Source organism: Arthrobacter sp. zg-Y179 (assembly GCF_020907345.1).
Lineage (GTDB): Bacteria > Actinomycetota > Actinomycetes > Actinomycetales > Micrococcaceae > Arthrobacter_B > Arthrobacter_B jinronghuae.
The window spans coordinates 336,452-362,920 of sequence record NZ_JAJJOB010000005.1; the positions used below are offsets into that span (position 1 = coordinate 336,452).

A 26,469-nucleotide genomic window follows, 5' to 3' on the forward strand; every position below is an offset into this window, starting at 1 on the left:
CATCGTTAGCCTTTCAGTCCGTCCCCGCTACCGCCGAGTTCCCCCAGAATCCGCGCCAACTCCGCCCGGTCCCCCGGTTCCAGAACGGAAAAGAACTCGTCTGCCTCGCGCTTCCGGTCCGCCAGCACGGTTTTCCGCAGCCGCTCCCCCGCTTCGGTGAGCGTGAGCAGGGTAGCCCGACGGTCTGAGGGATGCGCCCGGCGCTCCACCAGCCCCTTGGCGGTCAGCTGGTCCACCACCTCCGTGGCCGAGCGGGGGGCAATGCGCAGCCGCTCCGCCAGTTCCTTCAGCCGCAGCCCGGGATCACGGCCTGCCCCGGCGGAGTCCTGCGCGCCGGCTAGGCTCCGGATGTGACGCCCGGAAAGGATGTTCCGGCCGGAAAGGATGTTCCGCCCGGAAAGAACAACGCATAGGGTGACGACGTCGGCAGCCGGGGACGCTGACAGCATCACCTTCGAGTCCGCCGTCCTGGAAGTGGAACACGAGTTTTCGATGATGCTTGCCGCCGCGCGGGGGACGTTCAAGGACGCCGCCGCGGCGGTCCATCCGGGCCTGCAGCCGCTGGGGTTCACGGTGCTGATGACCCTCTACCGCGGCGGCGAATGTCCGCAGGGCAGCGTGGCCGAAGCCCTTCAGGTGGACAAGGCCCTGCTCAGCCGGACGGTGTCCCAGCTGGAAACCCTTGGTCTGGTGGTCCGCCGGGCGAACCCTTCCGACGGGCGGGTCCAGCTGCTGGCCCTTACCCAGGAAGGTCGGGTCCGCTTCGAGAATGCACATTCTGCGAAGCGGGCCCTCCTGCGGGACCGGCTTGGGAGCTGGACTCGGACCGAGCTCCGGAACCTTACCGACCTATTGAAGAAGCTCAACGAGCGGGACTGACTCCGGCCAGCAGCGACGACGGCGACGGCCGGCAGCCTTGCTGACGCCACTCTCGCACCCCTAGCCAGCATATGTAGCTCGGCAACAAACCCTTCACGTTGCTCCGCAAACCTTTCATCGCGAGAAATGATAGACTACCCATTTTATTAGTGCGATGGGGGAGTCCGTGGAGATTAGTGCCAAACGAAAGCTTTTTTTCGATTGGGTAAAAAAACACTTCCGTGGCCCTCCTGAGACTATTGCGTCGGTCGTGGTCGTCATAGTTATAGGGGGCTTGGGACTAGCTGGTGTTTTCGGTTCGAGCTATCTAGAAGCACATATTCTCTCGGCTTTGTGCGTTATTACTTCTCTAATCGCGATTTTTCTTTACCAGTTGTGGTTAAACTACCGCGAAACCGCGACGATAAATGAGTTGAATAGTCACAACTTAGGCATTCTGGTCCAAGAGCGAAGCCCTCTGACAATTCACCCCAAGAAGATCAGGGACGAGCTTTCCGGCATGTTGGATTCGGCTAAGACATGGTCCTTCCGAGGTGGATCGGGCCGCTGGCAGCGCGAAGCAGTCCTTCCTCATCTCGGGCGTGAGAGAAATCGAGACATTGCCTATCGGATGCTTATCCTAGATCCGACCGAGGAACGCCTATGTGGCCAATATGCCGATTACCGGAATAAGCATCGACGGGATCAGAAACAAAACAGCGCTTCCTCAGTGCGAAATGACCTACTAGCCTGCATCGTTGCTTGCGCTTGGTACGAACGAAATACTCGCATTCAGCCAGTAATCTACCTGAGTCAGACCTACAGCCCCCTACGACAGGATATGAGTGACGGCAAGGTAGCAGTGACAGTAGCGGATCAAACCAAAGAGGGGCTCTTTATACCAGCATCCTCTTGGTACTACGACTCCCTCGTGGACGAGTTTGAGCAGCACTGCCTTCGCTCACCCCAGCTAACATTCAAAGCAGGCTCAAGGTACACAGATGATTGGAGACGGTTGACCTCCCTGGATGTTCAACTGGCACTGGAATCGACTTCACTAAAGAAGGACGGAGTAGTGGAAACACTTAATCGCTTATTCGAATTGAGCGATGATGACCTTTCCGAAATCTGTTCACTAGTGTTCGAGGGGCGCAGGAAATGATTTCCGACCTAATCGATATTCTGGTTTCGGAGTCGCGTTTCGATATCGCATTCGGCCCAACTGTTGTCGGTGAGGTGCTGGACAACATTGAGTATGTGCCCGCAACTCGACATCCCCTCGGCTTTGTTCACTTCGATCTCACCAAATTGGTTGCCTTACCGCCGTCAGGTTTCGCACGCCTTCACGTTTGGGATAAGACGCTTGCCCCGCCAGATCCTGCCGGTAATATTCACGACCATTCGTGGGACTTGACTAGCGCGATCCTGGCAGGAGCGCTGAGGGATAGAACTTTCATGCCAGTGCCTACGCCTAACGGAAGCTTGTCTGCGGTTCGCGTGAATTACGGCGTAACAAATAATTTCTTCCCCGCTGGGAAGTATGAGCTTTCGAAATTGACAGATGCAACATACTCAAAGGGCGATGTATACAATATTCGGAGCCGCATTGTTCACGAGTCAGAGCCCGTGAATCACCCGACCGTCACCTTAGTGGTCGGACTACCGGATGCAGACGCCGCAACTAATGGGCCCCTTATATTGTCTCGATCATCCCGCAGCCCAGAGGGAACTCCCAAACGAGAGTGCCTCGACACTCGTGAAGCAAGAAGAGTTTTAGAGGACGTTCGGGCGTTCATTTAGGCTAATGGCTGGTTGCCACCCAGCTGCGCTACTGGTGCAGCAGACTCAACCATTCCCACCTCCGCCGAGTTCCCCCAGAATCCGCGCCAACTCCGCCCGGTCCCCCGGTTCCAGAACGGAAAAGAACTCGTCTGCCTCGCGCTTCCGGTCCGCCAGCACGGTTTTCCGCAGCCGCTCCCCCGCTTCGGTGAGCGTGAGCAGGGTAGCCCGACGGTCTGAGGGATGCGCCCGGCGCTCCACCAGCCCCTTGGCGGTCAGCTGGTCCACCACCTCCGTGGCCGAGCGGGGGGCAATGCGCAGCCGCTCCGCCAGTTCCTTCAGCCGCAGCCCGGGATCACGGCCTGCCCCGGCGGAGTCCTGCGCGCCGTCGTGCGCCCCGCCCCGGGCGCCGGCTCCATGCCCCGCCCGGGCCACGGCGCTCAGCGCCCGGAACTGGTGCGGTGTCAGGTCGTACGGCGCCAGCTGCTGCATCCAGCGCTTCCGCAGTCCGCGGAACGCCGTATGCATCAGTTCCCCCAGGGCGGCCGGATCGGCAAAAGCATCAGTCATGGAAACAGTCTACCCATTTCGCGGTAACCACATAATGAGGTAACCTCTGCATTAGCTGCCGAATCGCATCTCCCGGCAGCGACAGGAGGAACCATGGCAATTCCCGAAGCGGCCCCCGAAGGCCCCGGAAGCGGCAGAGGACCAGGCGGCGGCCGCGGCCCCGCAAAGCTGAATCCCGCCGACCAAAAGCAACTGAACCGGTATCCGGTTCACCTGCGGCGCATCGCCGCACTGTTCGCCCCGCACAAGGGGACCATCGCCGTCGTCGTTCTGCTGATCACCGCCTCGTCGGTGGTCGGCCTTGCGCAGCCGTTCCTGGTCCGCGCCGTGATTGACGACGCCCTGCCGCACGGCAACACCCGCCTGCTGCTGTTCCTCACCGCCTCCATGGTGGGCGTGGCGGCACTGACCGCCGCCATCGGCGTCATCCAGACCTGGCTGGCCACCAGCATGGGCCAGCGCGTTATGCACACCCTGCGCGTTAATCTTTTCACCCATCTGCAGGCCCAGTCGCTCGGCTTCTTCACCCGCACCCGCGGCGGGGAGGTGCAGTCCCGGCTCACGCACGATATCTCCGGCATGCAGTCCGTGGTCACCACCACCGCAACGGGCGTGGCTTCCAACCTCACGACGGCGGTCGCCACTGCCGTCGCCATGGTCGCCCTCTCCCCCGGGCTGAGCCTGATCTCGCTGGTGGTGCTTCCGCCGGCCATCTGGCTCTCCCGGCGGGTGGCTATGATCCGCCGCGACGTCACCGACGAACGCCAGCGCGAGCTCGCCGCCCTGCACACCCAGGTGGAGGAAGGGCTCTCCGTCTCGGGCGTCCGCCTGGCCAAAACGCTGGGCACCGTTCCGCGCGACGCCGACAGGTTCCGCGCCCGCTCCGAAACCCTGGTGGGGCTGGAGCTGCGCAGCCAGCTCGCCGGGCGCTGGCGGATGGCCACCATGCAGATTGTCTTCGCGGCCATTCCGGCCGTTATCTACCTCGCGGCAGGTTTCCCCGCCACCAGCGGCGGCATGACCATCGGCACCCTGGTGGCGTTCACCGGACTGCAGGCAGGCATTTTCCGGCCGGTCATGGGCCTGCTGAATATCGGCGTGCAGTGGGTGACCGCCCTGGCGTTCTTCAGCCGGATCTTCGAATACCTGGACCTCGAACCGCAGATCCGCCCGGCGGAAAACCCGGTCCGACTGGACCCGGCAACCGTGCGCGGCGACGTGCGGTTCGAGGACGTGCACTTTGCGTACGACGACGGCACCGAAGTCCTGCACGGCATCGACCTGACGCTGCCCGCAGGGACCGCCACCGCCGTCGTCGGACCCACCGGCTCCGGCAAGAGCACCCTGGCGTCCCTGCTGCCGCGCCTGAACGAGACCGGCTCCGGCCGCGTCACCATCGACGGCGTGGACGTGCGCGAGCTGGCACCTGAAGACCTCGCCCGGATTGTCGGCGTCGTCTCGCAGGAGACCTACCTGATCCACGCCTCCATCCGCGAGAACCTGCTGCTGGCGGATCCGGATGCCACTGATGAGCAGCTCTGGTCCGCGCTTGCCGCCGCACAGATGGCCGACACAGTCGGCGCTCTGCCGGACGGCCTGGACACCATGGTGGGTGCGCGCGGCCACCGCTTCTCCGGCGGGGAGCAGCAGCGGCTCGCCATTGCCCGGACCATCCTGCGCAATCCGCCGGTGCTGGTCCTGGACGAGGCCACCTCGGCACTCGACAACACCACCGAAGCGCAGGTGCAGATGGCCCTGGAGCGGCTGTCCGCCGGGCGCACCACGCTGACCATCGCGCACCGGCTCTCCACCGTGGAGAATGCGGATCAGGTGGTGGTGCTCGACGCCGGCCGGGTCATCGAAGCGGGCACGCCGGCCGAGCTGCGGGCGGCGGACGGCGCGTTCGCCCGGCTTGCCGCGCACACCGCCACGCTGGAGGACAATCTCAGCCGCTAATCTGCGCGGCGCCGGCCGCGCCGGCAACCCGCTAGGCCTGGCAGAGGCAGAACGGGTGACCTGCCGGATCCAGGAACACGCGGAAGGTCCTCCCCAGTTGCTGCTCGTGTTTGGTTGCCCCAAGCGCGAGGACCGCGGCTTCCCCTTCGTCCAGATCGTCCACATCGACATCGATATGCATCTGCTGGGGAACATCCTGGCCCGGCCAGACCGGCGGAGTGTAGTTTTCCACCCGCTGGAAAGCGAAGCGCTGGCCGGTGACGTCGGAGATTTCGGTCCAGTCGCCGTCGTACCCATCCAGGTCCACCTTCCAGTCCAGGAGGGCGCCGTAGAAGATGGCGAGCGCCTCGGGGTCCGGGCAGTCGATAACTGTGCTGGGTACTCGTGCAATAGCCATGGGTGGAACCTTAGAGCACCCTGCCGCCGACTGTCACGGAATTTCTGCCCGCCCGGTGCCGGCGGGGCGCCGGGATTCAGTCAGTCTGCCAGCCGACGCAGAGGCAGAACGGGTGGCCGGCCGGGTCCAGGAACACCCGGAAGGTATCCCCCGGCTGATAGCCATGCTTGGTGGCGCCGAGTGCGAGGACCGCGGCTTCCCCCTCATCCAGATCGTCCACATCGACGTCGAGATGCATCTGCTGGGGAACGTCCTGCCCCGGCCAGTCCGGCGGCGTGTAGTTCTCCACCCGCTGGAAGGCGAAGCGCTGGCCGGTGACGTCGGTGATGTCGGCCCAGCCGTCGTCGTCCACGCTCACCTTCCAGTCCAGGAGGGCGCCGTAGAAGGTGGCGAGTGCCTCGGGATCCGGGCAGTCGATAACAGTGTTGGGAACTCGTGCGATAGCCATGGCGGGAAGCTTAGGGCCCCCTGCCGCCGGCTGTCACGGGAATTTCCGCTGCCGGTTTTACAGTTCTACTGCCGGTTCAGGTGGCAGCCGTCGCCTAGCCCCGGGACTGCATGGCGCGGTTCAGGGTAGCCAGCGCCCCCGACGCCGCCTCCAGCGCTTCCCGCTGTTCGGCATTCAGCCGCTCGATGCCGGCGCGGATAGGACCCGCCCAGGCGTGGGCAATGACCTCGTTCTGCGCCCGCGCCTCTTCGGTGGGCAACAGGAGGCTGACCCGCCGGTCCGTCGGGCTGCTCGACCGCGTCACCAGCCCGCGCTCGGCCAACGTGCGGACGGCGGCGCTGGCATTGCTCTGCTTGAGCCCCATCAGCCGGGCCAGTTCCGTAACCGTCAGGCCCGGGTTGTCCAGCACGTGCTTGAGCACGGCCAGCTCGGTGTTCGGCAGCGGTTCGATCCCGGTGATCTCGGGCGCCTTCCGGTGGATGTTCCAGGAAAGATCGCGCAGCAGGTCCGCAATTTCGCGCGTTGCCGCCGGTGCGCCGTCGTTCATCATGCCACCGATCTTAGCGCATATCTTAGTATATATATGTCTACATATGCTAGGCTCGCTCGGCACTTAAACGGTTTTAGAAGAAGGTTTTTCATGACGCGCACCCCGCTCCCTGCACCGCCCTCCAAGCGGCCCAACGCCGGCATGCTGACAGGCATCCTGGCCCTGCTCACCGCAGTGGCCCCGCTGTCCATCGACATGTACCTGCCGGCCTTCCCGCACATGGCTGAGGACCTGAACACCAGCGCCACCGGCATCCAGCTGACCATGACGGCGTTCCTGGTGGGCCTGGCCCTCGGTCAGCTGGTCATCGGCCCGCTCTCCGACGGCGTCGGCCGCCGCAAGCCGCTGCTGATCGGCTCCTTTGTTGCCCTGCTGGCCACCGTGCTCTGCGCCGTTGCCCCGAACGTTGAAATCCTGGCCACCGCCCGCTTCCTGCAGGGCCTGGGCGGCGCCGCCGGCATTGTGCTGGCCCGCGCCATTGTCTCCGACACCTCCCGCGGAGCAGCAGCCGCCAAACTCCTGGGCGTGCTGACCATGATCAGCGTCATTGCCCCCGTGGTCGGCCCGCTGGCCGGCGGCGCCATCATTGCCGCGGGCGGCTGGCGGATGGTGTTCTGGGTCCTCGCGGTCCTGGTCCTGCTGATGTTCCTGGGCGCGCTGTTCGGCGTGAAGGAAACCCTGCCCCACGCCGACCGTAACCGCGGCGGCCTCAAGACCACCTTCCGCGTGGCGGGCGAAGTGCTGCGCAACCGCCACTACACCGGCTACCTGCTGACTTTCTGCTTCTCGTTTGCCGGTCTCTTCGCGTACATCGCGGCCTCCCCGTTCGTTATCCAGAATGTCCTCGGGATGTCCGAAACCCGGTTCTCGCTGGTGTTCGCCATGAACGCCGTCGCCATCACCATCGTCAGTGCCGTTGCCGCCGCCCTTGCGGGCAAGGCCCCCTACCGCCTGATGATCGGCATCGGCCTGGCCGTGGCTGTCCTGGCGGCCGCCGGCATGCTGATTGCGGTGTCCAACGGCACCCCGCTGGTCCCCACCCTGGTGCTGTTCGCCGTCTTCCAGAGTTCCCTGGGCCTGATCTTCGGAAACGCCACGGCGCTGGCCCTCGAAGAGGCCGGGCACCACGCCGGCACCGGCTCCGCTTTCCTGGGCTCCCTGCAGTTCCTGCTGGCAGCCCTCGTGTCCCCGCTGGTTGGCCTGTGGGGCGAAGAAACCGGCGTGCCGATGGGCGTCGCCATGCTCGGCTTCCTGGTCCTGGCCGCCGCGTCCTTCCTGCTGCTGACGCGGCGGAACGCGTCCGTGGAAGCTCCGGCCGAAGAGGCCGCAGCCGTATAGGCACGCTCTTCCCGGAACAAAAACGTGCCGCCCTTCCCGAAGGAAAGGCGGCACGTTCTTTATTCTCAGGGAGCGGCGGAGGCTAGCTCCGGACCGGCTCCTGCACCTCTGAGTGCGTCTCATCGACGTGCGGGTGGCGGCGCTCCAGGGAAGCGCCCTCGACGTCGACGTCCGGCAGGATCTTGTCCAGCCACTTCGGCAGCCACCAGGCCTTGTCGCCGGCCAGGTGCATCAGGGCCGGGATCAGCAGCATCCGCACCACGAAGGCGTCAACGAGGACGCCGAATGCCAGTGCGAAGCCGATCGGCCGGATCATCGTGCTGTGCGAGAAGATGAAGCCGCCGAACACGGACGCCATGATGATGGCTGCCGCGGCAACCACCGAGCGGCCTGCACGGAAGCCCTGGGCCACGGCCAGGCGTGCAGGAGCTCCGTGGACGAAGGCCTCCCGCATGCCGGAGCCGAGGAAGAGCATGTAGTCCATGGCGAGGCCGAAGAGGATGCCCGCCAGGATGGTCGGCAGGAAGCTCAGGATCGGGCCGGGGGTCTCCACGCCGAAGATCCCGGACAGCCAGCCCCACTGGTAGATGGCCACCACGCCGCCGAGGGCCGCGAAGTAGGACAGGATGAACCCGAGCGTGGCGATCACCGGAACGAAGATGGACCGGAATACCAGGACCAGGATCAGCAGGGACAGTCCCACCACCACGCCGAGGTAGAGCGGCAGGGCGGAACCCAGCTTCTCGGAAATGTCGATGTTGCCGCTGGCGGAGCCGGCCACGCCGATCTCGTAGTCGCCGTTTTCGCCCTCAACCGGGGACATGCCGCGCAGCGAGTTCACGAGGTTCTCCGTGGATTCGCTCGTGGGGCCTTCTTCCGGAATGACCTGGAAGGCAGCCACGCTGCGGTCTTCGGAGGTCCCGATGGGGGCTACTGCCGCCACATCGTCCTGGTCGAAGATGGCGCGGGCAATCTCGTTCTGGGCCACCAGCGCTTCTTCTTCGCTGGGCTCGCCGGGCAATTCAGCCACCAGCAGCAGCGGGCCGTTCTGCCCCTCGCCGAACTTCTCGGAGACGGCCGCATAGGCCCGGTACTGGGTGGTGTCATGGGCTTCGGCGGAACCGTCGGGCAGGTTCAGCCGCAGGTCCATGGACGGCACCGCCAGCAGCAGCAATGCGGCGATGGAGCCGATAACCGTCACCACTGCACGGCCGGATGACATGGGCTTGGCCGCAGCGAGCTGCGGGCGGCCCTCCTTGGCGTCGGCGCCGTCGGCAGGAGTGATAGCCTCGCGTTCCTTGCGGCTGAGGATGCGCATGCCGACGAGCTTCAGCAGGGCCGGGGTCAGCGTGACGGCAACCAGGACGGCGATGGCCACGCAGGCCGCGCCCACGGTACCCATCAGGCCCAGGAACGGGATTCCCGTGACGTTGAGCGCCAGGAGTGCGATGAAGACGGTGGCACCGGCGAACACCACGGCGTTGCCCGAGGTACCGTTGGCCAGCGCAATGGACTCCTGCAGGGTGAGGCCGGTCTTGAGCTGGCGGCGGTGCCGGTTGACGATGAACAGGGCGTAGTCGATGCCCACGGCCAGGCCAAGCATCAGGCCCAGCACGGGGGTTACGGATGCCATTTCGACGACGCCGGAGAAGGCCAGCGCGCCCAGGGCACCGATGCCGACGCCGATCAGGGCGGTCAGCAGCGGCAGGCCGGCCCCGATCAGGGTCCCAAGCATCACGAACAGGACAATTCCTGCGATCACGAGGCCAACAACTTCGCCGATACCGAAGAGGGCAGGAGCCGCGGCGGAGATTTCAGCGGAGTAATCCACCTTTACCCCGTCAATTGGCTCGTCCTCAAAGGCGGCGACCAGGTCATCCTTGGTTTCCTGCAGGATTTCCATCTGTGACTCCGTGAAGGTCACGTTCAGGATCGCGGCGCTGCCGTCCTCGGAAACCATGCGGATCTCCTCGGCCATTTCCAGCAGGGCCGCCCCCTCTTCGGCCTGTACGGCTCCGGCTTCCAGCTCTTCGCTGCCGGCGTCCAGTTCCGCACGCTTGGTATCCAGCTCGGCCTGCTGCGCGTCCAGTGCGGCCATCATTTCGGCGGGTGCGCCGGCCGCTTCGGCCTGCTGCCGGGCGGCGTCGAGCTGGGCCTGCCCGGCCTCCAGCTGGGCGCGGCCGTCCTCGATCTGGGCGCGGCCCGCCTCAACCTGTGCCAGGCCTGCCTCGAGCTCCTGCCCCTGCTTGGCACGCTCCGCCTCGGTGGCGAACGGATCGATGACATTTTCCACGCCGTCGATCTCAGCGGCCTTGTTGACCAGAGCGGTGATTTCCTGCTGCTGGGCATCGGTGAAGGGGGAGCCGTCCTCCGTCTGGACCATCACGGACCCGGAGCCGCCCGATGCCTGCGGGAGCTTCTCCTGCAGGCGTTCAGTGACCTGGGTGGTGGGCGTGTTGGGAATGGAGAACGCGGTGGTGAGGGTACCGCTGAAGAGCGTGAAGGCCACGCCGGCCACCACGAGCACTGCGAACCACGCCGCCAGCACGGAGCGTGCACGGCGTGCTGCCGCTGCCCCGAGGCGGTAGAGGAATTCAGCCATTGAGAGTCTGTCCTTTAGAGGGATGGTTGGAGGAAACTACGGAACTAGAGCAGGGTTTGCAGGCTTGGCCGGCCGGTCCGGCGGCATGGCCGGTACGGACGGTATCAAGGAGCTGGTCCAGCATCTGCGCCCAGCTGCGCCGGGACTGCGGGGTGTCGACGGCGCCGGTGGCGCAATGCCAATGGTGGTAGAGCACCCCTAGCCCGCTGGTCAGGGCGCCCACCAGGAGGTGCACGCTGAGCTTGTCGGCTTCGGGGTGGCGGCTGAGCATCACGGCTGACAGTCGTTCGCTGAGCTCGGTGAAGGCCCGCAGGGCCATGGGATGCGCAGTCACTGCCGGTCCGCCGTCGCCGAGCACGCGGTTCAGGTAGGCCATGGGCGCCACCAGGTCCGCGTTGCGGAACGCCTCGGCAATCTCATCAAGCACGGCCGGGCGGCCGACGTCGGACGTCGGAACGGCCGTCAGGCTCGCTACGGCGGCGCTGAGTACGTCGCTGCACACCTCCGAGACAATGTCGTTGACGGAGGCGAAGTGGTTGAACACCGTACGGCGGGAAACATCTGCGCGCTGCGCCAACTCGTCCACGGTGAAGTCCGTGGCCTGGCGCTCGTCCATCAGCGCGGCGGCGGCAGCCACAATTTCCTGCCGGTGGCGGCTCTTCAGCGCTTTGCGGCGGTCTTCAACCGGGAGGGTGGTCAGCACGTTTCTACACTACGTGCATCATTGCACTCGGTGCAAATGGTTCCGGAAGGCAGGAAACGGGTCAGTAACGGGCACCCTCCGGCTGCGGTGCGTTATTGAGCATCGCCAGGTCCTCGTCACTGAGCATCAAGTCCCCGGCAGCCACGTTTTCACGCAGATATTTAGGGGTTTTGGTGCCCGGGATCGGAATTACCCACCGGCCCTGGGCCACCACCCACGCCAGCGCCACCTGGGCGGGCGTCGCCCCCACCCGTTCCGCGACGTCGTGCACCCGTTGCACAATAACCAGGTTTGCCTTGATGTTCTCCTGCTGGAACCGCGGCAGCCGGCGGCGCATGTCATCGGCCGGCAGCTGGTCAAAAGAGGTGAAGCGGCCGGTGAGGAACCCGCGGCCCAGCGGCGAGAAGGGCAGGAACGCCAGGCCTTGTTCCTCGCAGTAGGGTACGACGTCGGCAAGCCGGTCCCGGGTCCAGAGCGAGAGCTCGGACTGGACGGCGGTTACCGGATGCACCGTCTGTGCCAGCCGGATCTGGTCCACGCTGGCCTCGGACAGGCCGATGGCCCGGGCCTTGCCGTCACGGACCACCTGGGCCATGGCGCCCCAGGATTCCTCCAGCGGCACCTGCGGATCCACCCGGTGCAGGATGTACAAGTCCACGTGGTCGGTGCCGAGCCTGCGCAGGCTCGCATCAATGGAGGCGCGGATGTGCTCCGGGCGGCCGTCCTTCTTCAGTCCGGGCATGGTCCCGGCGGCCGGGGCCTCGTTGCTGACCTCCAGCCCGACCTTGGTGGACAGGACCACCCGTTCCCGGTAGCCGTCCTTCAGGGCCCGGCCCACAAGTTCCTCGTTGGTGTAGGGGCCGTACACGTCGGCGGTGTCAATCAGGGTGGTGCCCAGTTCGACCGCTCCGCGGATTACGGAGATGGAGGTTTCTTCGTCGCGTTCCGCGTTCATGTCATAGGCGTAGCTCATACCCATGCAGCCCAGGCCGATGACGCCGACCTCGGGTCCGTTGGTTCCAAGGGAAGTTGTACGCATTGCAGTCTCCTTGCATGGCGGAGCGGACAGGTTTAAGGCTTAACGCTTACTTCCAGCAGACCGTCCCGGATGCGGGTGGAAAAGGACGGCTGCGGGGCAGTTGCCGGACCATGAACCACCTCCCCCGAATCGACGGAGAAGGTGCTGCCGTGCCAGGGGCAGACGATACACAGCTCGTTTTTAACCTCCCGCAGTTCACCCTCGTGCAGGGGTCCGCCGAGGTGGCTGCAGGTGTCAGCCAGGACCGAGACCGCTCCGTCCGCGGCGCCGTCGGTCCGTTTGAGCACCATGAGGCGCACCGCTCCGAGCCGGGCCGACTGTGGAACTCCTGACGTGAACGCACCCACGGGCCCCAGCGAGTGCCAGCCCTTGGGAACCTGGAAGTCATCGTTGCGGTTGACCCCCGCACCCTGCCGGTAGGACAGGTGGCCGCCCAGAAATCCGCCTACGCCGGTGACGGCGAGTCCGGTGAACGCGAGGGCCCGGCCCAGCCCGGCACGGCCCCGTCCGCGCAGCAGCCAGGAGGCGGAATAGAGCCCGACGGCGAGCGCATTGGCGCCCTGGTGCACAATGCCGGTGCGCTGTTGCTCGGTACCCAGCCGGGAGAAGTCCACGGAGCCCGTGAGCGCGGTGGGTACAGCCGCAGCTACGCCCACGCCCACCAACGTCCGGGCGGCCCGCTCGTTGCCCGGCAGTACATCCAGCACGGCTGCGGACACCCACGCTCCCAGCGGCACCACGATCATCAGCGGGTGCAGGGGATGTCCAAGGGGGACGCCGTGCAGGACATCCCTCACGGCAGGCCAGGGCAGTACCGCCTTCACGGCCCTTGCCACCCATCCGGCTGCAGGATCCAGCCAGCCCGCGTTTTCCAGTTTGTCGGCAACAGTAACTACGGGCAGTCGGCGCATGGCCTCTCCTCATGGGGATAATCAGCTGGTGGACTGCACAGGGTAGGCCCCGCCGGGGTCGTACGCCACCGAAACCGCGGCACCACGCCGCCGCCGGGCACTGTTGCGCCGCCCCCCCCGGTTCGGGGAGCAAACCGGCCTACAGCGCCTTCCCCGGATTGAGGATGCCCAGCGGATCCAGGGCGGTGCGGATGGTGTGCATGACCTCCAGGGACACCCCGCCCAGCTCCTCCTCCAGCCAGTCCCGCTTGAGCAGCCCGATGCCGTGTTCGCCGGTCAGGGTGCCGCCCAGCCGGTGGGCGAGGTAGAACATCTCGCCCAGGGCCGCTTTCGCCGGGCCCGTGGTCACCGAGTCCTCCGGATCCAGCACGATCATGGGATGCAGGTTCCCGTCCGAGGCATGCGCGATGGTGAAGATGCGGACCCCGGTGCGGGCGGAGATTTCTTCGAGCCCGCTCACCACTTCGGCCAGCCGTCCCCGGGGAACGCCGATATCGCCGATCGACACCCGGCCCAGCTTCTCCAGCGAGGGGATGGCTTCCCGGCGGGCGGTGATCAGCGCGGCGGCATGCTCGTCGTCGACGGCCCTTTCGCAGCTGCCCAGCGTTGTCAGGACGTCCATCACCACGTCCTGCTCAAGGAACGCACCGTACCCGTCCGTCTGCACCAGCAGGAACGCTCCGCCCTTTGAGCGGTAATCCGTCCCCATGGCCATATCCACCGCCTCCAGCGTCTGGCCGTCCATCAGCTCCATCACGGACGGCTGGATCCGGGCGGCTACGACGGCGGACGCGGCCTGGGCAGCGGCGGTGACATCCGGGAAGAATGCAGCCACGGTGGCGGTATGCACCGGTAGCGGGCGCAGCCGCAGCGTGGCTTCAACCACCACCCCCAGCGTGCCCTCCGAACCGATCATCAGGGCGTTGAGGTCGTAGCCGCTGACGCCCTTGATGGTTTCGCGACCGGTCCGCAGTTCCCGTCCGTCCGCCAGGATCACGCGCAGGGCCAGCACGGATTCCCGGGTGACACCGTACTTGGCGCAGCGCATGCCGCCGGCGTTCGTAGCGATGTTGCCGCCGATGCTGCAGATAGCGGTGCTGGCCGGATCCGGTGCATAGAAGAGCCCATACTCCGCGGCGGCCGCATTGAGGTCGGCGTTGAGGACTCCGGGCTCCACCACGGCCAGCTGCTCCACGGGGTCGATGCGAAGGATCCGGTTCATGCCCGAAACATCGAGCACCAGTTCCCCGGCCCGGGAGGACGCCGCCGCGGCGAGCCCGGTGCCGGCTCCGCGGGGAACCACGGGCATGCGGTGTTCGGTGGCCAGCCGGAGGGTGGCGACGACGTCGTCCGCGGTGCGGGCAAACACCACGCCGTCCGGCAGCGAGTCCGGGACGAAGCCGGACCTGTCGGTACTCACCCGTTGCCGATCCGCCTCCAGGACGGAAACGGAGGGGAAGCCGCTTAGGACGGTGCTGCCGGAGCCGGCGGCGTTAGCGGGAACCGGGTCGAGGGAGTGCGTGCTCACGGGATTTCTCCTTGTAGTTCGGGAGGTAAGTCGGGCAGAGATCAGGGGACCATCCAGCCAAGAACCGAGGTGGACTGCAGCCAGATCAGCACGGTGATGAATGCCAGCAGGCCAAGGCTCCAGCCGATGAGTTTGCGCAGCAGCGTTCCTTCCGCTCCTTCCAGGCCGACGGCGGCCGAGGCGATGGCCAGGTTCTGCAGCGAAAGCATCTTGCCCATAACGCCGGCGGAGGAGTTGGCTGCGGCCATCAGCGTGGGTGACAGCCCGGTTTCGTTGGCTGCGGCCACCTGCAGGGCGCCGAACAGGGAGTTCGAGGAGGTGTCGGAACCGGTCAGGGCCACGCCGATCCAGCCCAGCAGCGGGGAAAGCAGGGCGAAGAAGCCGCCGGCGGAGGCCAGGGCGACCCCGAGGGTGGTGGTTTGGCCTGAAAGGTTCATTACGAAGGACAGGGCCAGCACGGAGCAGACGGTCAGGATGGTCCAGCGCAGCTGCTTCAGCGTTTCTCCGTAGACGCGCACTCCGCGGCTCGCCGCGATCCGGTACAGCACCATGGTGATGATGCCGGAGAAAAGCAGCAGGGTGCCGGTCGCCCGGATGTGGTCAAAACGCAGTGTCTGGGCAGCAGCCGGTTTGCCGTTGTTTCCGGTGACGTCGAGTCCCGGCCACAGGAAGGTGGTGCTGCCGATGGAGGTCAGCCAGGTCTTGACCACGGGAATCTGGGCAATGGAGAACACCACGATGATCACCAGGTAGGGAGCGATGGCCATCCAGACGTCGTGCCCGGAGGGCCGGCCGGTGGAGGATGTGGTGCCGCTGGGGGCCCGATCTCCCTCCCCGCCCTCTCCTGCGCGGCCGCCGTCGGCGCCGGCACCCACGGCGGTTGCTCCTCCCGCACCCCCTCCGGTTCCGGCACCGGCTCCGGCCCCTGGTGCTGAACCGCGGCCAGATCCGGTGAGGGTGTCCGTTCCGACGGATTCCGTTTCAGAAACCGACGCGGTTTCCCCTGCCTTCTCGGCCTCGCGGGTTTCCCCTGTCATGCCGATGATCTCGGACGGCTGCCAGACCCGAAGCATCAGGAGTACTGCCGCTACTGTCACGACGGCGGCAACGACGTCGGTCAGCTCCACAATGAAGAAGTTCGAGGCCGCGAACTGTGCCAGCCCGAAGGCCGCTCCGGCAACGAGCGCAACCGGCCATGTCTGCCGCAGACCGCGTTTACCGTCCACCAGGAAGACCAGGATCAGCGGAACCACCAGCGCAATGAAGGGCGTCTGCCGTCCGGTCATGGAGGACAGCTCCTGCAGCGGGATGCCCGTGACGCCGTTCAGCGCGATGATCGGCGCCGCCATGGCGCCGAAGGCCACCGGCGCCGTGTTTGCCAACAGGGCAACAACGGCGGATTTCAACGGCTGCATGCCTGCGGCCATCAGCATGGCGGCCGCGATGGCCACCGGCGCTCCGAAGCCGGCCAGGGATTCCAGCAAGGCACCGAAGCAGAAGGCAATCAGGATGGACAGGATGCGCAGATCGTCCGAGATCGAGCGGATGGTGCGTCCCAGGACCTCAAACCACGGCGTTGCCACGGTCAGCTTGTAAATCCACAGGGCGTTGATCAGGATCCAGAGGATGGGGAAGATGGCATAGAAGGCGCCAAGCCCCGTAGCGGAAAGAACCTGTCCCACCGGCATCTTCCAGCCCACGATGGCCAGGATGATGGACAGTGCCAGGCTGATCAGGGCCGCCTGGTAAGCCTTCATCCGGAATACGCCCAGCAGGACAAACAGAATCAGCAGCGGCAGGGCGGCCAGGATGGCGGACAGGGCCAGGGAACCGGCAATCGGATCGAGGGGCTGTTGGAACGCAGCAGCAGTCGTCACAAAAACTCCTTTGTTTTTGTTTCCACATCCACGGTGATGATGCGTTCGACCCTAGGCCCGCCCCTTGGCAGGGTCAACGGTTGGTGCCCACCCGCTTCAAATCGGCCCAGTCAATCAGATCGGGTTCAGTCAAACGGAACCGCGTTAAAACAGAATCGCCGCCGCGGTTCCCTGCCGATAAGGGCCAGGAACCGCGGCGGCGGTGCAGTGGTTACCTATTGCCGCGGATCGGGGTTACGCGGCTGCTCGCTGCCCATATCCGCAGCACCGAAAAGTTTCTCAGCCGGCGAATCGGCCTCGGAGTTCGCGCGCGCCATCAGCTCGGGATGATGCAGGTCCAGTGCGGGGCGTTCCGAGCGGATCTTCGGCAGCGAGGTGAAGTTGTGCCGCGGCGGCGGGCAGGAAGTGGCCCACTCCAGGGATCCGCCGAAGCCCCACGGATCATCCACCTCGACCTTCTTGCCGTGCCGCCAGGTGGCGTAGACATTCCAGAGGAAGGGAATCATGGACAGCGCCAGAATTCCCGCCCCGATGGTGGAGAGCTGGTTCATTCCGGTGAAGTTGTCCTCCACCAGGTAATCCGCATACCGCCGGGGCATCCCCAGCACTCCCAGCCAGTGCTGGATCAGGAACGTGGTGTGGAAACCCAGGAAAAGCAGCCAGAAATGGATTTTGCCGAGCCGTTCGTTCAGCATTTTCCCGGTGAATTTGGGCCACCAGAAATAGAATCCCGCGAACATTGCGAACACCACGGTTCCGAACACCACGTAGTGGAAGTGCGCCACCACGAAATAGGTGTCCGAAACATGGAAGTCCAGCGGCGGAGAGGACAGGATGATGCCGGTCAGACCGCCGAAGAGGAAGGTGATCAGGAAGCCGATGCTCCACAGCATGGGGGTCTCGAAGGTGATGGACCCCCGCCACAGGGTGCCGATCCAGTTGAAGAACTTCACGCCTGTAGGCACCGCGATCAGCATGGTCATGAAGGAGAAGAAGGGCAGCATGACCGCGCCGGTCACGTACATATGGTGCGCCCAGACGGTCATCGACAAGGCTGCGATGGCAATCGTGGCGAACACCAGGCCCTTGTAACCGAAAATGGATTTACGGCTGAAGACCGGGAAGATTTCCGAGACGATGCCGAAGAACGGCAGGGCGATGATGTACACCTCGGGATGGCCGAAGAACCAGAACAGGTGCTGCCACAGGATGGACCCGCCCCGTTCCGGGTTGAAGATGTCCGCACCGAAGCGCCGGTCCGCCCCCAGAGCAAACAGCGCGGCTGCCAGCGGCGGAAACGCCATCAGCACCAGGATGGCCGTAACCAGGGTGTTCCACGTGAAGATCGGCATCCGCCACATGGTCATGCCCGGAGCGCGCAGGCAGATGATGGTGGTGACAAAGTTGACCGAACCCAGGATCGTGCCGAAACCGGATAACGCCAGCCCGAAGACCCACAAGTCACCGCCGAGACCGGGGCTGAACGCAACGTTGGACAGCGGCGTATAGGCAGTCCAGCCGAACGACGCGGTGCCCTGCGGCGTGATGAACCCGGACAGTGCAATCAGCGAGCCAAACAGGAAGAACCAGAACGCCAGCGCATTCAGGCGCGGGAACGCGACGTCGGGCGCCCCGATCTGCAACGGCATGATCACGTTCGCGAAGCCGGCAAACAGCGGAGTGGCGAACATCAGCAGCATGGCGGTGCCGTGCATGGTGAAGAGCTGGTTGTACTGCTCCCGCGTCTGCAGGATCTGCATCCCCGGCTCAAACAGTTCGGCCCGGATGAGCAGTGCCATCACACCGGACAGCGAGAAAAAGACAAAAGACGCGATCAGGTACATAAAACCGATGGTCTTGTGGTCCGTGGAGGTGAGCCAGTTGACGACGATCCGCCCCCTGGACACCGGCACCACCCGGGGCGCTACAAAAGTTCCATCCGGTTCCGCGGTGTATTTCACTGTCGACATGGAACTATCCCGATCCGCCGAAGGGTACTGCCCTGTCAGGAAAGACTGTGGTTGGTATCGTATGGCGGCGGCGGACGGCCCGCCAGACCCCTGGGAGAATCCGCAGACAGGGGCACGCGATGCGGCGGCTCCGTTCCGGAACCGGTGCCGTCCGGAGGAAGGGCAAGGCACAATGCAATGATGGACAACCAGACCCGTTCGACCGAAACACCTCCGCCCCGGACCGCAGTCATTACCGGGGCAGGTACGGGGATCGGCCGTGCCACGGCCCGGGCTTTCCTGTCCGCCGGCTTCCGGGTGGTCCTGGCCGGACGCCGGGAGGCGGAACTGCAGGAAACCGCAGCCGGATCCGACGCGGCACTCGTGGTGCCCGCCGACATAACGGTGCCCGACGACGTCGAGCGGCTTTTCGCCGCGGCCGTCGGCGCATTCGGGCGGATAGACGTGTTGTTCAACAATGCCGGGACGTTCGGCCCCACGGGCAGCGTTGACGAGCTGAGCATCGAGGACTGGGACCGGACCCTGGCGGTGAACGTCACCGGCACCATGCTGTGTGCCGCTGCTGCCGTGCGGCACATGAAGGCCCAGTCCCCGCAGGGCGGCCGGATCATCAACAACGGCTCGGTCTCGGCGCACACGCCCCGTCCGCTTTCGGCAGCGTATACCGCGACGAAGCACGCGGTTACCGGCCTGACCAAGGCCATAGATCTGGACGGGCGCCCCTTCGGCATCACCTGCGGGCAGATCGACATCGGCAACGCCGCCACCGACCTGCTTGCGGGGATCAGCGGCGGGCAGGGCGCGCTGCAGGCCAACGGCACCCGGGCGGTGGAACCCTCGTTCCCCGTGGAAGAGGCCGCTGCCGCCGTGCTGTTTATGGCTTCCGCCCCGGCGGCGGCCAATGTCCGCTCACTGCTGGTCACCGCGACGGGGATGCCTTTCGGCGGCCGCGGCTAGATCCTCGTCGCTAGCTTTCCCGGGCCTTCCGGGTCTCCTTCTCACTGGCCTTCTGCAGCGCCTCCACCAGCTCGTCCTTGGTCATCTTCGAGCGGCCGGGAACGTCCAGTCGGGACGCGAGTTCATACAAGTGGTCCTTGGAGGCGTTGGCGTCGACTCCCCCGGCGGTGTCCCTGGAGGAGTTGCGCCCTTCGGCGGCACGGGCATCGGAGGGGCCCTTCTGCGCCTTTTCCTCCCAGTGGTCACCCACTTTTTCGTGGGTGTGCTTGAGGGAGGCGTACGCCGTCCGGGCGGCCCGCTCGCCGTCGCCGTATTCCTCCACCGCTGAATCGTAGGTTTTGGCGAAGGTGTCCTGCGCCTTGGAATCCGAGCGCTGCAGGGTCGAAGGCAGTTCGCTCTTCACTGCGCGGTCGTTCTTGCCGGTCTTAGGCATCGTTTTCCCTGTCCCTGGCGTCCGCGTCGACTCCGTTCGGGTCCATTGCCTCCAGCACCTCGTCAGAATCGGTGTCGTCCGGCAGTGGTTCCGGTTGGCGCCATTCCTCGAGATGGCCCGGGCGCGTGGTCTTGGTCAGGTCCTCGGTCTCGAGCTTCAGTTCCTCATCGAGGCGGCGCCCGTGGGTGCTGTTTCCGCGTTCAGCCATGATGCGTTCCTTCCGGTCCGTCGGCAGCGAGCGTCCTTACGGTGTACCACCCTTCACGGCACGGGATCAACCAAAAACTCCCCCGCCGATTCCGGGCGATACCCGGAAAGCGGCGGAGGAGTTTGGCGGCAAGGGCACGTGCCCGACGCGCGGTTACGCGGTGGCGGCGGCGGCCTCGATGTCGTCGTCGTCAATGCCGAGCATCTCCAGCTTTCCGCTCTTGCGGTCCGCCAGGTACAGCTTCATTTCCTTCTTGATCACGGGCAGCAGCAGGTACACGCCGAGCAGGTTCACGAACGCGCAGACAAAGAGCGCGGCGTCGGCGAAGCTGATGACCTGGCTGAAGGACAGGACGCAGCCGGCCACGGTGAAGAGCAGGAAGATGACCTTGTAGGCGATCTCGCGGCGCTTGCCGCGGCCGAAGAGGTATTCCCAGGACTTCAGGCCGTAGTAGGACCAGGTGATCAGGGTGGAGTAGGCGAAGAGCGCCACGGCAATGGACAGCACGATCGGGAACCACGGCAGGACGGTGGCGAAGGCGTCGGAGGTGAGGATGACGCCGTCGGGCGCGTCGCCTCCGGCCTGGACCTGGTCAATCCCTGCCTGCAGGCTGGGGGTGGAGGCCATGATGATGGCCAGGGCGGTCATGGTGCAGATGAGCACGGTGTCCACCAGCGGTTCGAAGAGCGCCACGAAGCCTTCGCTGACCGGCCGGCGGGTCTTGACTGCGGAGTGCGCGATGGCCGCGGAGCCAACGCCGGCCTCGTTCGAGAAGGAGGCCCGCTGGAAGCCGACGATCATCACGCCGATGATGCCGCCGGCGAAGCCCTCGGGACGGAAGGCGCCTTCGATGATGGCGCCGAAGGCTGCCGGTACGTTCTCGAAGTTGACGATGATGACGAACAGGCAGGCCAGAATGTAGATGCCGGCCATGGCGGGCACCAGCTTGGAGGTGGTGGCACCGATCGACTTGATGCCGCCGAGGATCACCACGGCGACCAGGGCTGCCAGGACCAGGCCGAAGATCAGGGCCGCTCCAGCGCTGCCGAGGAAGCCGTCCTCGCCGCCGGTGACGTTCTGGATCTGCGCGAAGGTCTGGTTGGCCTGGAACATGTTGCCGCCGGCCACGCCGAAGATCAGGATCGCGACCGCGAAGATTCCGGTGAGGATCTTCGCCGGCCAGCGGCCCAGGCGCCGGAAGGCCACCGGCAGGTACTTGAACGGACCGCCGCTGATCGAGCCGTCCGCATGGACCTCGCGGTACTTCACGCCGAGCGTGCATTCGGCGAACTTCGAGGCCATGCCGAGCAGCCCGGCCAGGATCATCCAGAAGGTCGCACCGGGGCCGCCGAGGGCCATGGCCGCGCCGACACCGGCAATGTTGCCCAGGCCGACGGTGCCGGAAAGAGCGGAGGTGAGGGCCTGGAAGTGCGGCACCTCGCCCGGATCATCCTTGGAGGAGAATTTGCCGCGGACCACCTGGGTGGCCACCTTCAGTCCGCGGAACTGGATGAAACCGAAGTAGAACGTAAAGACGATGCCGGCGATGATCAGCCAGGCGACGACCGCGGGGAAGCTGAAGTCCCCGATGGTGATCGGGAAGAACACGATCCCGGAGAACACAGCTGTAATCGGTTCAAAGAAGGAGTTGACGGCGGCGTCAATGGTGCCGAGCAGCCCACCGTCCTCCGATGCCGGTGCCATGGAAACTGCCCGTGCTGCGTTCACTGGATTGAACCCCTGTTTTCTGTAAGCGTGCTGTCAAATGCGACAACATAGCCTCGCTTAACCCAGTGGTATTGCACAAATCACACTCTGTACGTGAGACGGGGTGTCAGCACTCCACCACGTTGACGGCCAGGCCGCCGAGCGCGGTTTCCTTGTACTTGGAGCTCATATCGCGCCCGGTTTCCCGCATCGTCACAATGACTTCATCCAGCGAGACCCGGTGCTCGCCGTCGCCCCAGAGCGCCATTTTCGCGGCATTGACGGCCTTCGCGGCACCGATGGCATTGCGTTCGATACAGGGCACCTGCACCAGCCCGCCGATCGGATCGCAGGTCAGGCCCAGATTGTGTTCCATGGCGATCTCGGCAGCGTTTTCCACCTGCTCCGGGGTGCCGCCCAGGATCTCGGCCAGACCGGCGGCGGCCATGGACGACGCCGAACCGACCTCGCCCTGGCAGCCCACCTCTGCGCCCGAGATGGAGGCCTGTTCCTTGTAGAGCACCCCCACGGCGGCGGCGGCAAGGAGGAAGCGGACCACGACGTCGTCGCGCTGCTCCGGTGTCGCGTTCTCCATCCCGGGGCCGTAATGGGTGGCGTAGAACATCACCGCGGGGATGATGCCCGCGGCGCCGTTGGTGGGCGCAGTGACCACCCGTCCGCCGGACGCGTTTTCCTCATTGACGGCCAGGGCCACGAGGTTCACCCATTCCTGCCAGAATTTCGGGTCCCGGTTCGGGTCCTCGGCGCGCAGCCGGGTGTGCCAGGCCGGAGCACGACGGCGGACCTTCAACCCGCCGGGCAGCAGCCCGGTGCGGCGGATGGCGGAGTTTTTGCACTCCTCCATCACGTCGCGGATGTGCAGCAGGCCGGAGCGGATGTCCGCTTCGGTACGGGAGGCTTTTTCGTTGGCCAGCATCACTTCGCTGATGCTCAGTCCGCTGCCGGTGCAGTGCTGCAGCAGCTCGACGGCGGTGCGGAAGGGGTAGGGGAGGTCGGACTTGCTGGCCTCCAGTTCCAGGGCATCCGCCCGTTCTTCACCCTCGCGGACAATGAAGCCGCCGCCTACGGAGAAGAACGTGGCCTCGTGTATTGCCGAGCCGTCGGCGGCCAGGGCGGCGAACTTCATGCCGTTGGTGTGCCGCGGCAGCACCGTGAGCGGGTGCAGCACAATGTCCGCCTCGCCGTATTCCAGCGGGCAGGCCACGGCGCCGGGAACCTGAGCGCACAGCTGCAGTTTCCGGGTCGCCTCAATGTCGGCCAGCCGCTGCTCCACCTGCTCGGGCAGGATCAGTTCGGGGGCGAAGCCTTCCAGCCCCAGCAGTACTGCAGTCATGGTGCCGTGGCCCCGGCCGGTTGCCGCGAGGGAACCGTACAGGTCCACCCTCAGGCCGGCGACGGCGGCCAGGCTGCCGGCGTCGACCAGCTCCGCCGCGAATACGGCAGCGGCACGCATCGGGCCCACCGTGTGGGAGCTCGATGGGCCGATGCCCACGGTAAACAGGTCAAAAACGCCGACAGCCAAGGTAGTGCTTCCTAACGGTTTGCCGCAGCGGGGGCAGCGGCGAGATCCGCCACCTCCGGGTACAGCGGGTGGGCCTGCGCGAGAGCGGTAACGCGTTCGCGCAGGGGTGCCAGGTCGGTGTCCGAACCGGCGATGAGAGCCTGGGCAATGATGTCCGCGACTTCCCGGAACGCATCTTCGCCGAAGCCGCGAGTGGCCAGGGCCGGGGTGCCGATGCGCAGGCCCGAGGTCACCATGGGCGGCCGTGGATCGAACGGTACGGCGTTGCGGTTCACGGTGATGTCGATCTGCGCGAGCCGGTCTTCGGCCTCCTGGCCGTTGAGGGCCGCATTGCGCAGGTCCACCAGCACCAGGTGCACGTCCGTTCCGCCGGACACCACGGAGATGCCGGCGGCAGCGACGTCGTCGGCCAGCAGGCGATCGGCAAGGATACGTGCCCCGGCGAGCGTGCGCTCCTGCCGCTCCTTGAACTCGGGGGTGGCGGCAATCTTGAAGGCGGTCGCCTTGCCGGCAATCACGTGTTCCAGCGGGCCGCCCTGCTGTCCGGGGAAGACCGCGGAGTTGATCTTCTTGGCAATATCGGCGTCGTTGGACAGGATAATGCCGCCGCGGGGACCGGCAAGGGTCTTGTGCGTGGTGGTGGTGACCACGTGGGCGTGGGGGACGGGGCTGGGGTGCAGTCCTGCAGCCACCAGACCGGCGAAGTGGGCCATGTCCACCATCAGGTAGGCACCCACCTCGTCCGCGATGCGGCGGAATTCGGCGAAGTCCAGCTGGCGTGCGTAGGCGGACCAGCCGGCCACGATCAGCTTGGGCTGGTGTTCCTTGGCAAGGGCCTCTACTTCGGCCATGTCCACGCGGTGGTCCTCTTCGGACACGTTGTAGGGCACCACGTTGTAGAGCCGGCCGGAGAAGTTGATCTTCATGCCGTGGGTCAGGTGCCCGCCGTGTGCCAGGGACAGGCCCAGGATGGTGTCTCCGGGCCGGATCAGGGCGTGCATGACGGAGGCGTTGGCCTGCGCGCCGGAGTGCGGCTGCACGTTGGCGAAGTTCGCTCCGAAGAGGGACTTGGCGCGGTCGATGGCCAGCTGCTCAATGACATCCACGAATTCGCAGCCGCCGTAGTAGCGGCGTCCCGGGTAGCCTTCGGCGTACTTGTTGGTGAGCACCGAACCCTGGGCTTCCATGACGGAAACGGCGGTGTGGTTCTCCGAGGCGATCATCTCCAGGCCCTGCTGCTGCCGGCGGAGCTCGTTGTCGATCTGCGCTGCGACCTCGGGGTCGACTACCGCGAGGGAATCGTTGAGGTAATCGCTCACAGGTCGCCGCCGTTCTTTTCCGCGTATTCCTCGGCGGAGAGGAGCGCGCCCTCACTCGTGGCGTTCACGGTGAACAGCCAGCCGGCGCCGTACGGGTCCTCGTTCAACAGGGCCGGATTGTCGATGGCCTCCTGATTGATCTCCACGATCTCGCCGGAAACGGGGGCGTAGAGGTCCGAGACGGACTTGGTGGACTCAACCTCGCCGCAGGTCTCGCCGGCGGTCACCGTGTCGCCGACGGCGGGAAGGTCAACATAGACGACGTCGCCGAGTGCGTCCGCTGCGACGGCGGAAATGCCGACGCGGACGGGGCTCGAGGAGTCCACCCACTCGTGCTCGGCGGAATAACGGAGTCCTGCGTTTACTTTGCTCATCTGTTTGCCTTTCGGAAGAAGCTTGATCGTGTCGTTCTCTAGTCCAAAGTCTAGGTCGGGGCGCCGGAAGCGCGGCATTCTGCCGCCCTTAGACACCTCGCTCGTTCCTCGCTCGGCGATGCGGGCTACACAGAATGCCCCGCGTCCGACGCGTTCCTTCGCCTCGCCAACGCCTCCACCTGCTTACGTGAGCGGCGCTGGGCACTGCCACACCGCATCACCCTCGCGCCGCCGTCAGAAGAATCTCTTTGTCTTTGGCGTTACTGCTTGCTGCGCTTATAGAACGGAAGCTCGACAACCGTGAAGGATTCAGGCTTGCCGCGGAGGTCGACCTTAAGTTCCGTGCCGGGCTCCGTGAATGCCGCATCCACGTAGGCCAGGGCGATAGGGAAGCCGAGGGTCGGGCTGGGAGCACCGGAGGTGACTTCACCGATGACCGTTTCACCGTCGCTGCTGAGCACCGGGTAGTGGGAGCGGGCCGACCGACGGCCGGAGCCCTTCAGGCCCACGAGGCGGCGGGCAGGTCCGGCGGCTTTACGGGCTTCGAGGGCTGAACGGCCCACAAAGTTCCCCTCCTTGGAGAGGGCGACGACGGGTCCCAGGCCGGCGGCGTACGGGTCCGTGTCCAGGGTGAGTTCGTTGCCGTAGAGCGGCATCCCGGCCTCCAGGCGGAGCGAATCGCGGCAGGCCAGACCCGCCGGAATCAGTCCCCGGCCCTCACCAGCGGCCAGCAGCGCAGACCAGAGGTCCGCGGCGTCGTCGTTGGGGACGTAGATCTCGAACCCGTCTTCGCCGGTGTACCCGGTGCGGGCCACGAGCAGGTCCAGGGTCCGCTCCCCCGCCCGGATACCCACGGTGGCCGCTGCGTAGTACTTCATCCCGGTGACAGCTTCAGCCTGATCGGCGGGGACCAGGTCCAGCAGGATGGCTTCGGCAACCGGCCCCTGCACGGCCACCAGCGAAGTTTCCGCCGAGACATTGTTCACCGCGACGTCGAAGCCCTCGGCGCGCGACGCCAGTTCGGCGGCCACGGTGTCCGCGTTGCCGGCGTTGGGCACCACCAGATAGGAGTCGTCGGCGAGGCGGTAGCTGATCAGGTCATCGATGATCCCGCCGTCGTTGGTGGTGATCAGCGAGTACTTGGCGCGTCCCACCTTCACTGCGGAGAGCCTGCCGGCCAGTGCGTAGTCCAGGAACGCCCCGGCGTCGGGCCCGGAGACCTCCACTTCGCCCATGTGGGAGAGGTCGAACAATCCGGCTGCGCTGCGCACTGCCTTATGTTCGGCCAGCTCGGAGCTGTATTTGAGGGGCATCTGCCAGCCGCCGAAGTCGGTGAAGGAAGCGCCCAGCTGTTTGTGCGCTTCATACAGCGCCGTGTACTTCTCAGTCATGGAATGTTCCT

The 26,469-nt window shown here is 65.5% G+C and carries 24 protein-coding genes; 5 read left to right on the forward strand and 19 right to left on the reverse strand.

Going from position 1 to position 26,469, the window contains the following annotated elements; translation table 11 throughout:
- Positions 1-5 precede the first annotated feature (5 nt).
- Complete coding sequence (locus tag LOC56_RS04760; protein WP_229950972.1) at positions 6-449, reverse strand: MarR family winged helix-turn-helix transcriptional regulator; 444 nt, start codon at positions 447-449, stop codon at positions 6-8.
- Between LOC56_RS04760 and LOC56_RS16080 the strand changes: the two genes are divergently transcribed.
- Both LOC56_RS16080 and LOC56_RS04770 read left to right on the forward strand, forming a co-directional pair.
- Positions 415-879, forward strand: coding sequence for a MarR family winged helix-turn-helix transcriptional regulator (locus LOC56_RS16080; protein WP_229950974.1), 465 nt, complete (start codon positions 415-417; stop codon positions 877-879). The genes LOC56_RS04760 and LOC56_RS16080 overlap by 35 nt on opposite strands.
- A 166-nt stretch (positions 880-1,045) precedes the next feature.
- Entirely contained in the window at positions 1,046-2,020 is a 975-nt protein-coding gene (locus LOC56_RS04770) for a hypothetical protein (protein WP_229950976.1), read from the forward strand.
- A gap of 683 nt (positions 2,021-2,703) precedes the next feature.
- On the opposite strand, the gene LOC56_RS04775 is transcribed toward LOC56_RS04770, so the two are convergent.
- The gene (locus LOC56_RS04775; protein WP_229950977.1) at positions 2,704-3,207 is read right to left on the reverse strand and encodes a MarR family winged helix-turn-helix transcriptional regulator; all 504 of its coding nucleotides are present in this window, start codon (positions 3,205-3,207) and stop codon (positions 2,704-2,706) included.
- Between the two features lie 93 nt (positions 3,208-3,300).
- Here LOC56_RS04775 and LOC56_RS04780 point away from each other — a divergent pair, with 93 nt between their 5' ends.
- A complete protein-coding gene (locus LOC56_RS04780; protein ID WP_229950980.1) occupies positions 3,301-5,163 on the forward strand; it encodes an ABC transporter ATP-binding protein in 1,863 nt (620 codons plus the stop codon).
- Between the two features lie 31 nt (positions 5,164-5,194).
- Here LOC56_RS04780 and LOC56_RS04785 read toward each other — a convergent pair whose 3' ends face one another.
- From LOC56_RS04785 to LOC56_RS04795, 3 genes are all read right to left on the reverse strand, one after another.
- Complete coding sequence (locus LOC56_RS04785; protein WP_229950981.1) at positions 5,195-5,560, reverse strand: VOC family protein; 366 nt, start codon at positions 5,558-5,560, stop codon at positions 5,195-5,197.
- Positions 5,561-5,636: 76 nt separating this feature from the next.
- Positions 5,637-6,008, reverse strand: a complete 372-nt coding sequence (locus LOC56_RS04790) for a VOC family protein (protein WP_229950983.1) — start codon at positions 6,006-6,008, stop codon at positions 5,637-5,639.
- Positions 6,009-6,102: 94 nt separating this feature from the next.
- Complete coding sequence (locus LOC56_RS04795) at positions 6,103-6,558, reverse strand: MarR family winged helix-turn-helix transcriptional regulator (protein WP_229950984.1); 456 nt, start codon at positions 6,556-6,558, stop codon at positions 6,103-6,105.
- Positions 6,559-6,648: 90 nt separating this feature from the next.
- Here LOC56_RS04795 and LOC56_RS04800 point away from each other — a divergent pair, with 90 nt between their 5' ends.
- Positions 6,649-7,896, forward strand: a complete 1,248-nt coding sequence (locus LOC56_RS04800) for a multidrug effflux MFS transporter (RefSeq protein ID WP_229950985.1) — start codon at positions 6,649-6,651, stop codon at positions 7,894-7,896.
- A gap of 82 nt (positions 7,897-7,978) precedes the next feature.
- On the opposite strand, the gene LOC56_RS04805 is transcribed toward LOC56_RS04800, so the two are convergent.
- The 7 genes from LOC56_RS04805 to ctaD all read right to left on the reverse strand — a co-directional run bounded on the left by LOC56_RS04805 (position 7,979) and on the right by ctaD (position 18,526).
- Positions 7,979-10,498, reverse strand: coding sequence for an MMPL family transporter (locus LOC56_RS04805; protein ID WP_229950987.1), 2,520 nt, complete (start codon positions 10,496-10,498; stop codon positions 7,979-7,981).
- On the reverse strand, positions 10,491-11,201 hold the full coding sequence (locus LOC56_RS04810) for a TetR/AcrR family transcriptional regulator (RefSeq protein ID WP_229950989.1): 711 nt from the start codon (positions 11,199-11,201) through the stop codon (positions 10,491-10,493). Before LOC56_RS04810 ends, LOC56_RS04805 begins: the two co-directional genes overlap by 8 nt.
- Before the next feature lie 61 nt (positions 11,202-11,262).
- A complete protein-coding gene (locus LOC56_RS04815) occupies positions 11,263-12,240 on the reverse strand; it encodes an aldo/keto reductase (RefSeq protein ID WP_229950991.1) in 978 nt (325 codons plus the stop codon).
- A 32-nt stretch (positions 12,241-12,272) separates the two neighbouring features.
- Entirely contained in the window at positions 12,273-13,151 is an 879-nt protein-coding gene (locus LOC56_RS04820) for a Rieske (2Fe-2S) protein (RefSeq protein WP_229950993.1), read from the reverse strand.
- A gap of 139 nt (positions 13,152-13,290) precedes the next feature.
- Positions 13,291-14,679 carry an FAD-binding oxidoreductase gene (locus LOC56_RS04825; protein WP_229950994.1) on the reverse strand — a complete coding sequence of 463 codons (1,389 nt, stop codon included), beginning with the start codon at positions 14,677-14,679 and terminating at the stop codon, positions 13,291-13,293.
- 41 nt (positions 14,680-14,720) lie between these two features.
- Positions 14,721-16,556 (reverse strand): L-lactate permease, encoded by a 1,836-nt coding sequence (locus LOC56_RS04830; RefSeq protein WP_229950995.1) that lies wholly within the window; start codon positions 16,554-16,556, stop codon positions 14,721-14,723.
- Between the two features lie 215 nt (positions 16,557-16,771).
- On the reverse strand, positions 16,772-18,526 hold the full coding sequence (gene ctaD, locus LOC56_RS04835; RefSeq protein WP_229950997.1) for an aa3-type cytochrome oxidase subunit I: 1,755 nt from the start codon (positions 18,524-18,526) through the stop codon (positions 16,772-16,774).
- A gap of 180 nt (positions 18,527-18,706) precedes the next feature.
- Between ctaD and LOC56_RS04840 the strand changes: the two genes are divergently transcribed.
- Complete coding sequence (locus LOC56_RS04840; protein WP_229950999.1) at positions 18,707-19,483, forward strand: SDR family oxidoreductase; 777 nt, start codon at positions 18,707-18,709, stop codon at positions 19,481-19,483.
- 10 nt (positions 19,484-19,493) lie between these two features.
- Here LOC56_RS04840 and LOC56_RS04845 read toward each other — a convergent pair whose 3' ends face one another.
- The 7 genes from LOC56_RS04845 to gcvT form a co-directional block, all read right to left on the reverse strand.
- Positions 19,494-19,916 carry a ChaB family protein gene (locus LOC56_RS04845; protein WP_229951001.1) on the reverse strand — a complete coding sequence of 141 codons (423 nt, stop codon included), beginning with the start codon at positions 19,914-19,916 and terminating at the stop codon, positions 19,494-19,496.
- Complete coding sequence (locus LOC56_RS04850) at positions 19,909-20,124, reverse strand: hypothetical protein (RefSeq protein ID WP_229951002.1); 216 nt, start codon at positions 20,122-20,124, stop codon at positions 19,909-19,911. The genes LOC56_RS04845 and LOC56_RS04850 overlap by 8 nt, the downstream gene beginning before the upstream one ends.
- Before the next feature lie 153 nt (positions 20,125-20,277).
- Positions 20,278-21,828, reverse strand: a complete 1,551-nt coding sequence (locus LOC56_RS04855; RefSeq protein WP_229951003.1) for an alanine/glycine:cation symporter family protein — start codon at positions 21,826-21,828, stop codon at positions 20,278-20,280.
- Positions 21,829-21,958: 130 nt separating this feature from the next.
- Positions 21,959-23,374 (reverse strand): L-serine ammonia-lyase, encoded by a 1,416-nt coding sequence (locus LOC56_RS04860; RefSeq protein WP_229951004.1) that lies wholly within the window; start codon positions 23,372-23,374, stop codon positions 21,959-21,961.
- A gap of 11 nt (positions 23,375-23,385) precedes the next feature.
- On the reverse strand, positions 23,386-24,693 hold the full coding sequence (glyA, locus tag LOC56_RS04865) for a serine hydroxymethyltransferase (RefSeq protein ID WP_229951005.1): 1,308 nt from the start codon (positions 24,691-24,693) through the stop codon (positions 23,386-23,388).
- On the reverse strand, positions 24,690-25,067 hold the full coding sequence (gcvH, locus tag LOC56_RS04870; RefSeq protein ID WP_227919961.1) for a glycine cleavage system protein GcvH: 378 nt from the start codon (positions 25,065-25,067) through the stop codon (positions 24,690-24,692). The genes glyA and gcvH overlap by 4 nt, the downstream gene beginning before the upstream one ends.
- Positions 25,068-25,327: 260 nt before the next feature.
- Positions 25,328-26,458: a glycine cleavage system aminomethyltransferase GcvT gene (gene gcvT / locus LOC56_RS04875; RefSeq protein ID WP_229951006.1), complete on the reverse strand. Its 1,131-nt coding sequence runs from the start codon at positions 26,456-26,458 to the stop codon at positions 25,328-25,330.
- Positions 26,459-26,469: the final 11 nt, after the last annotated feature.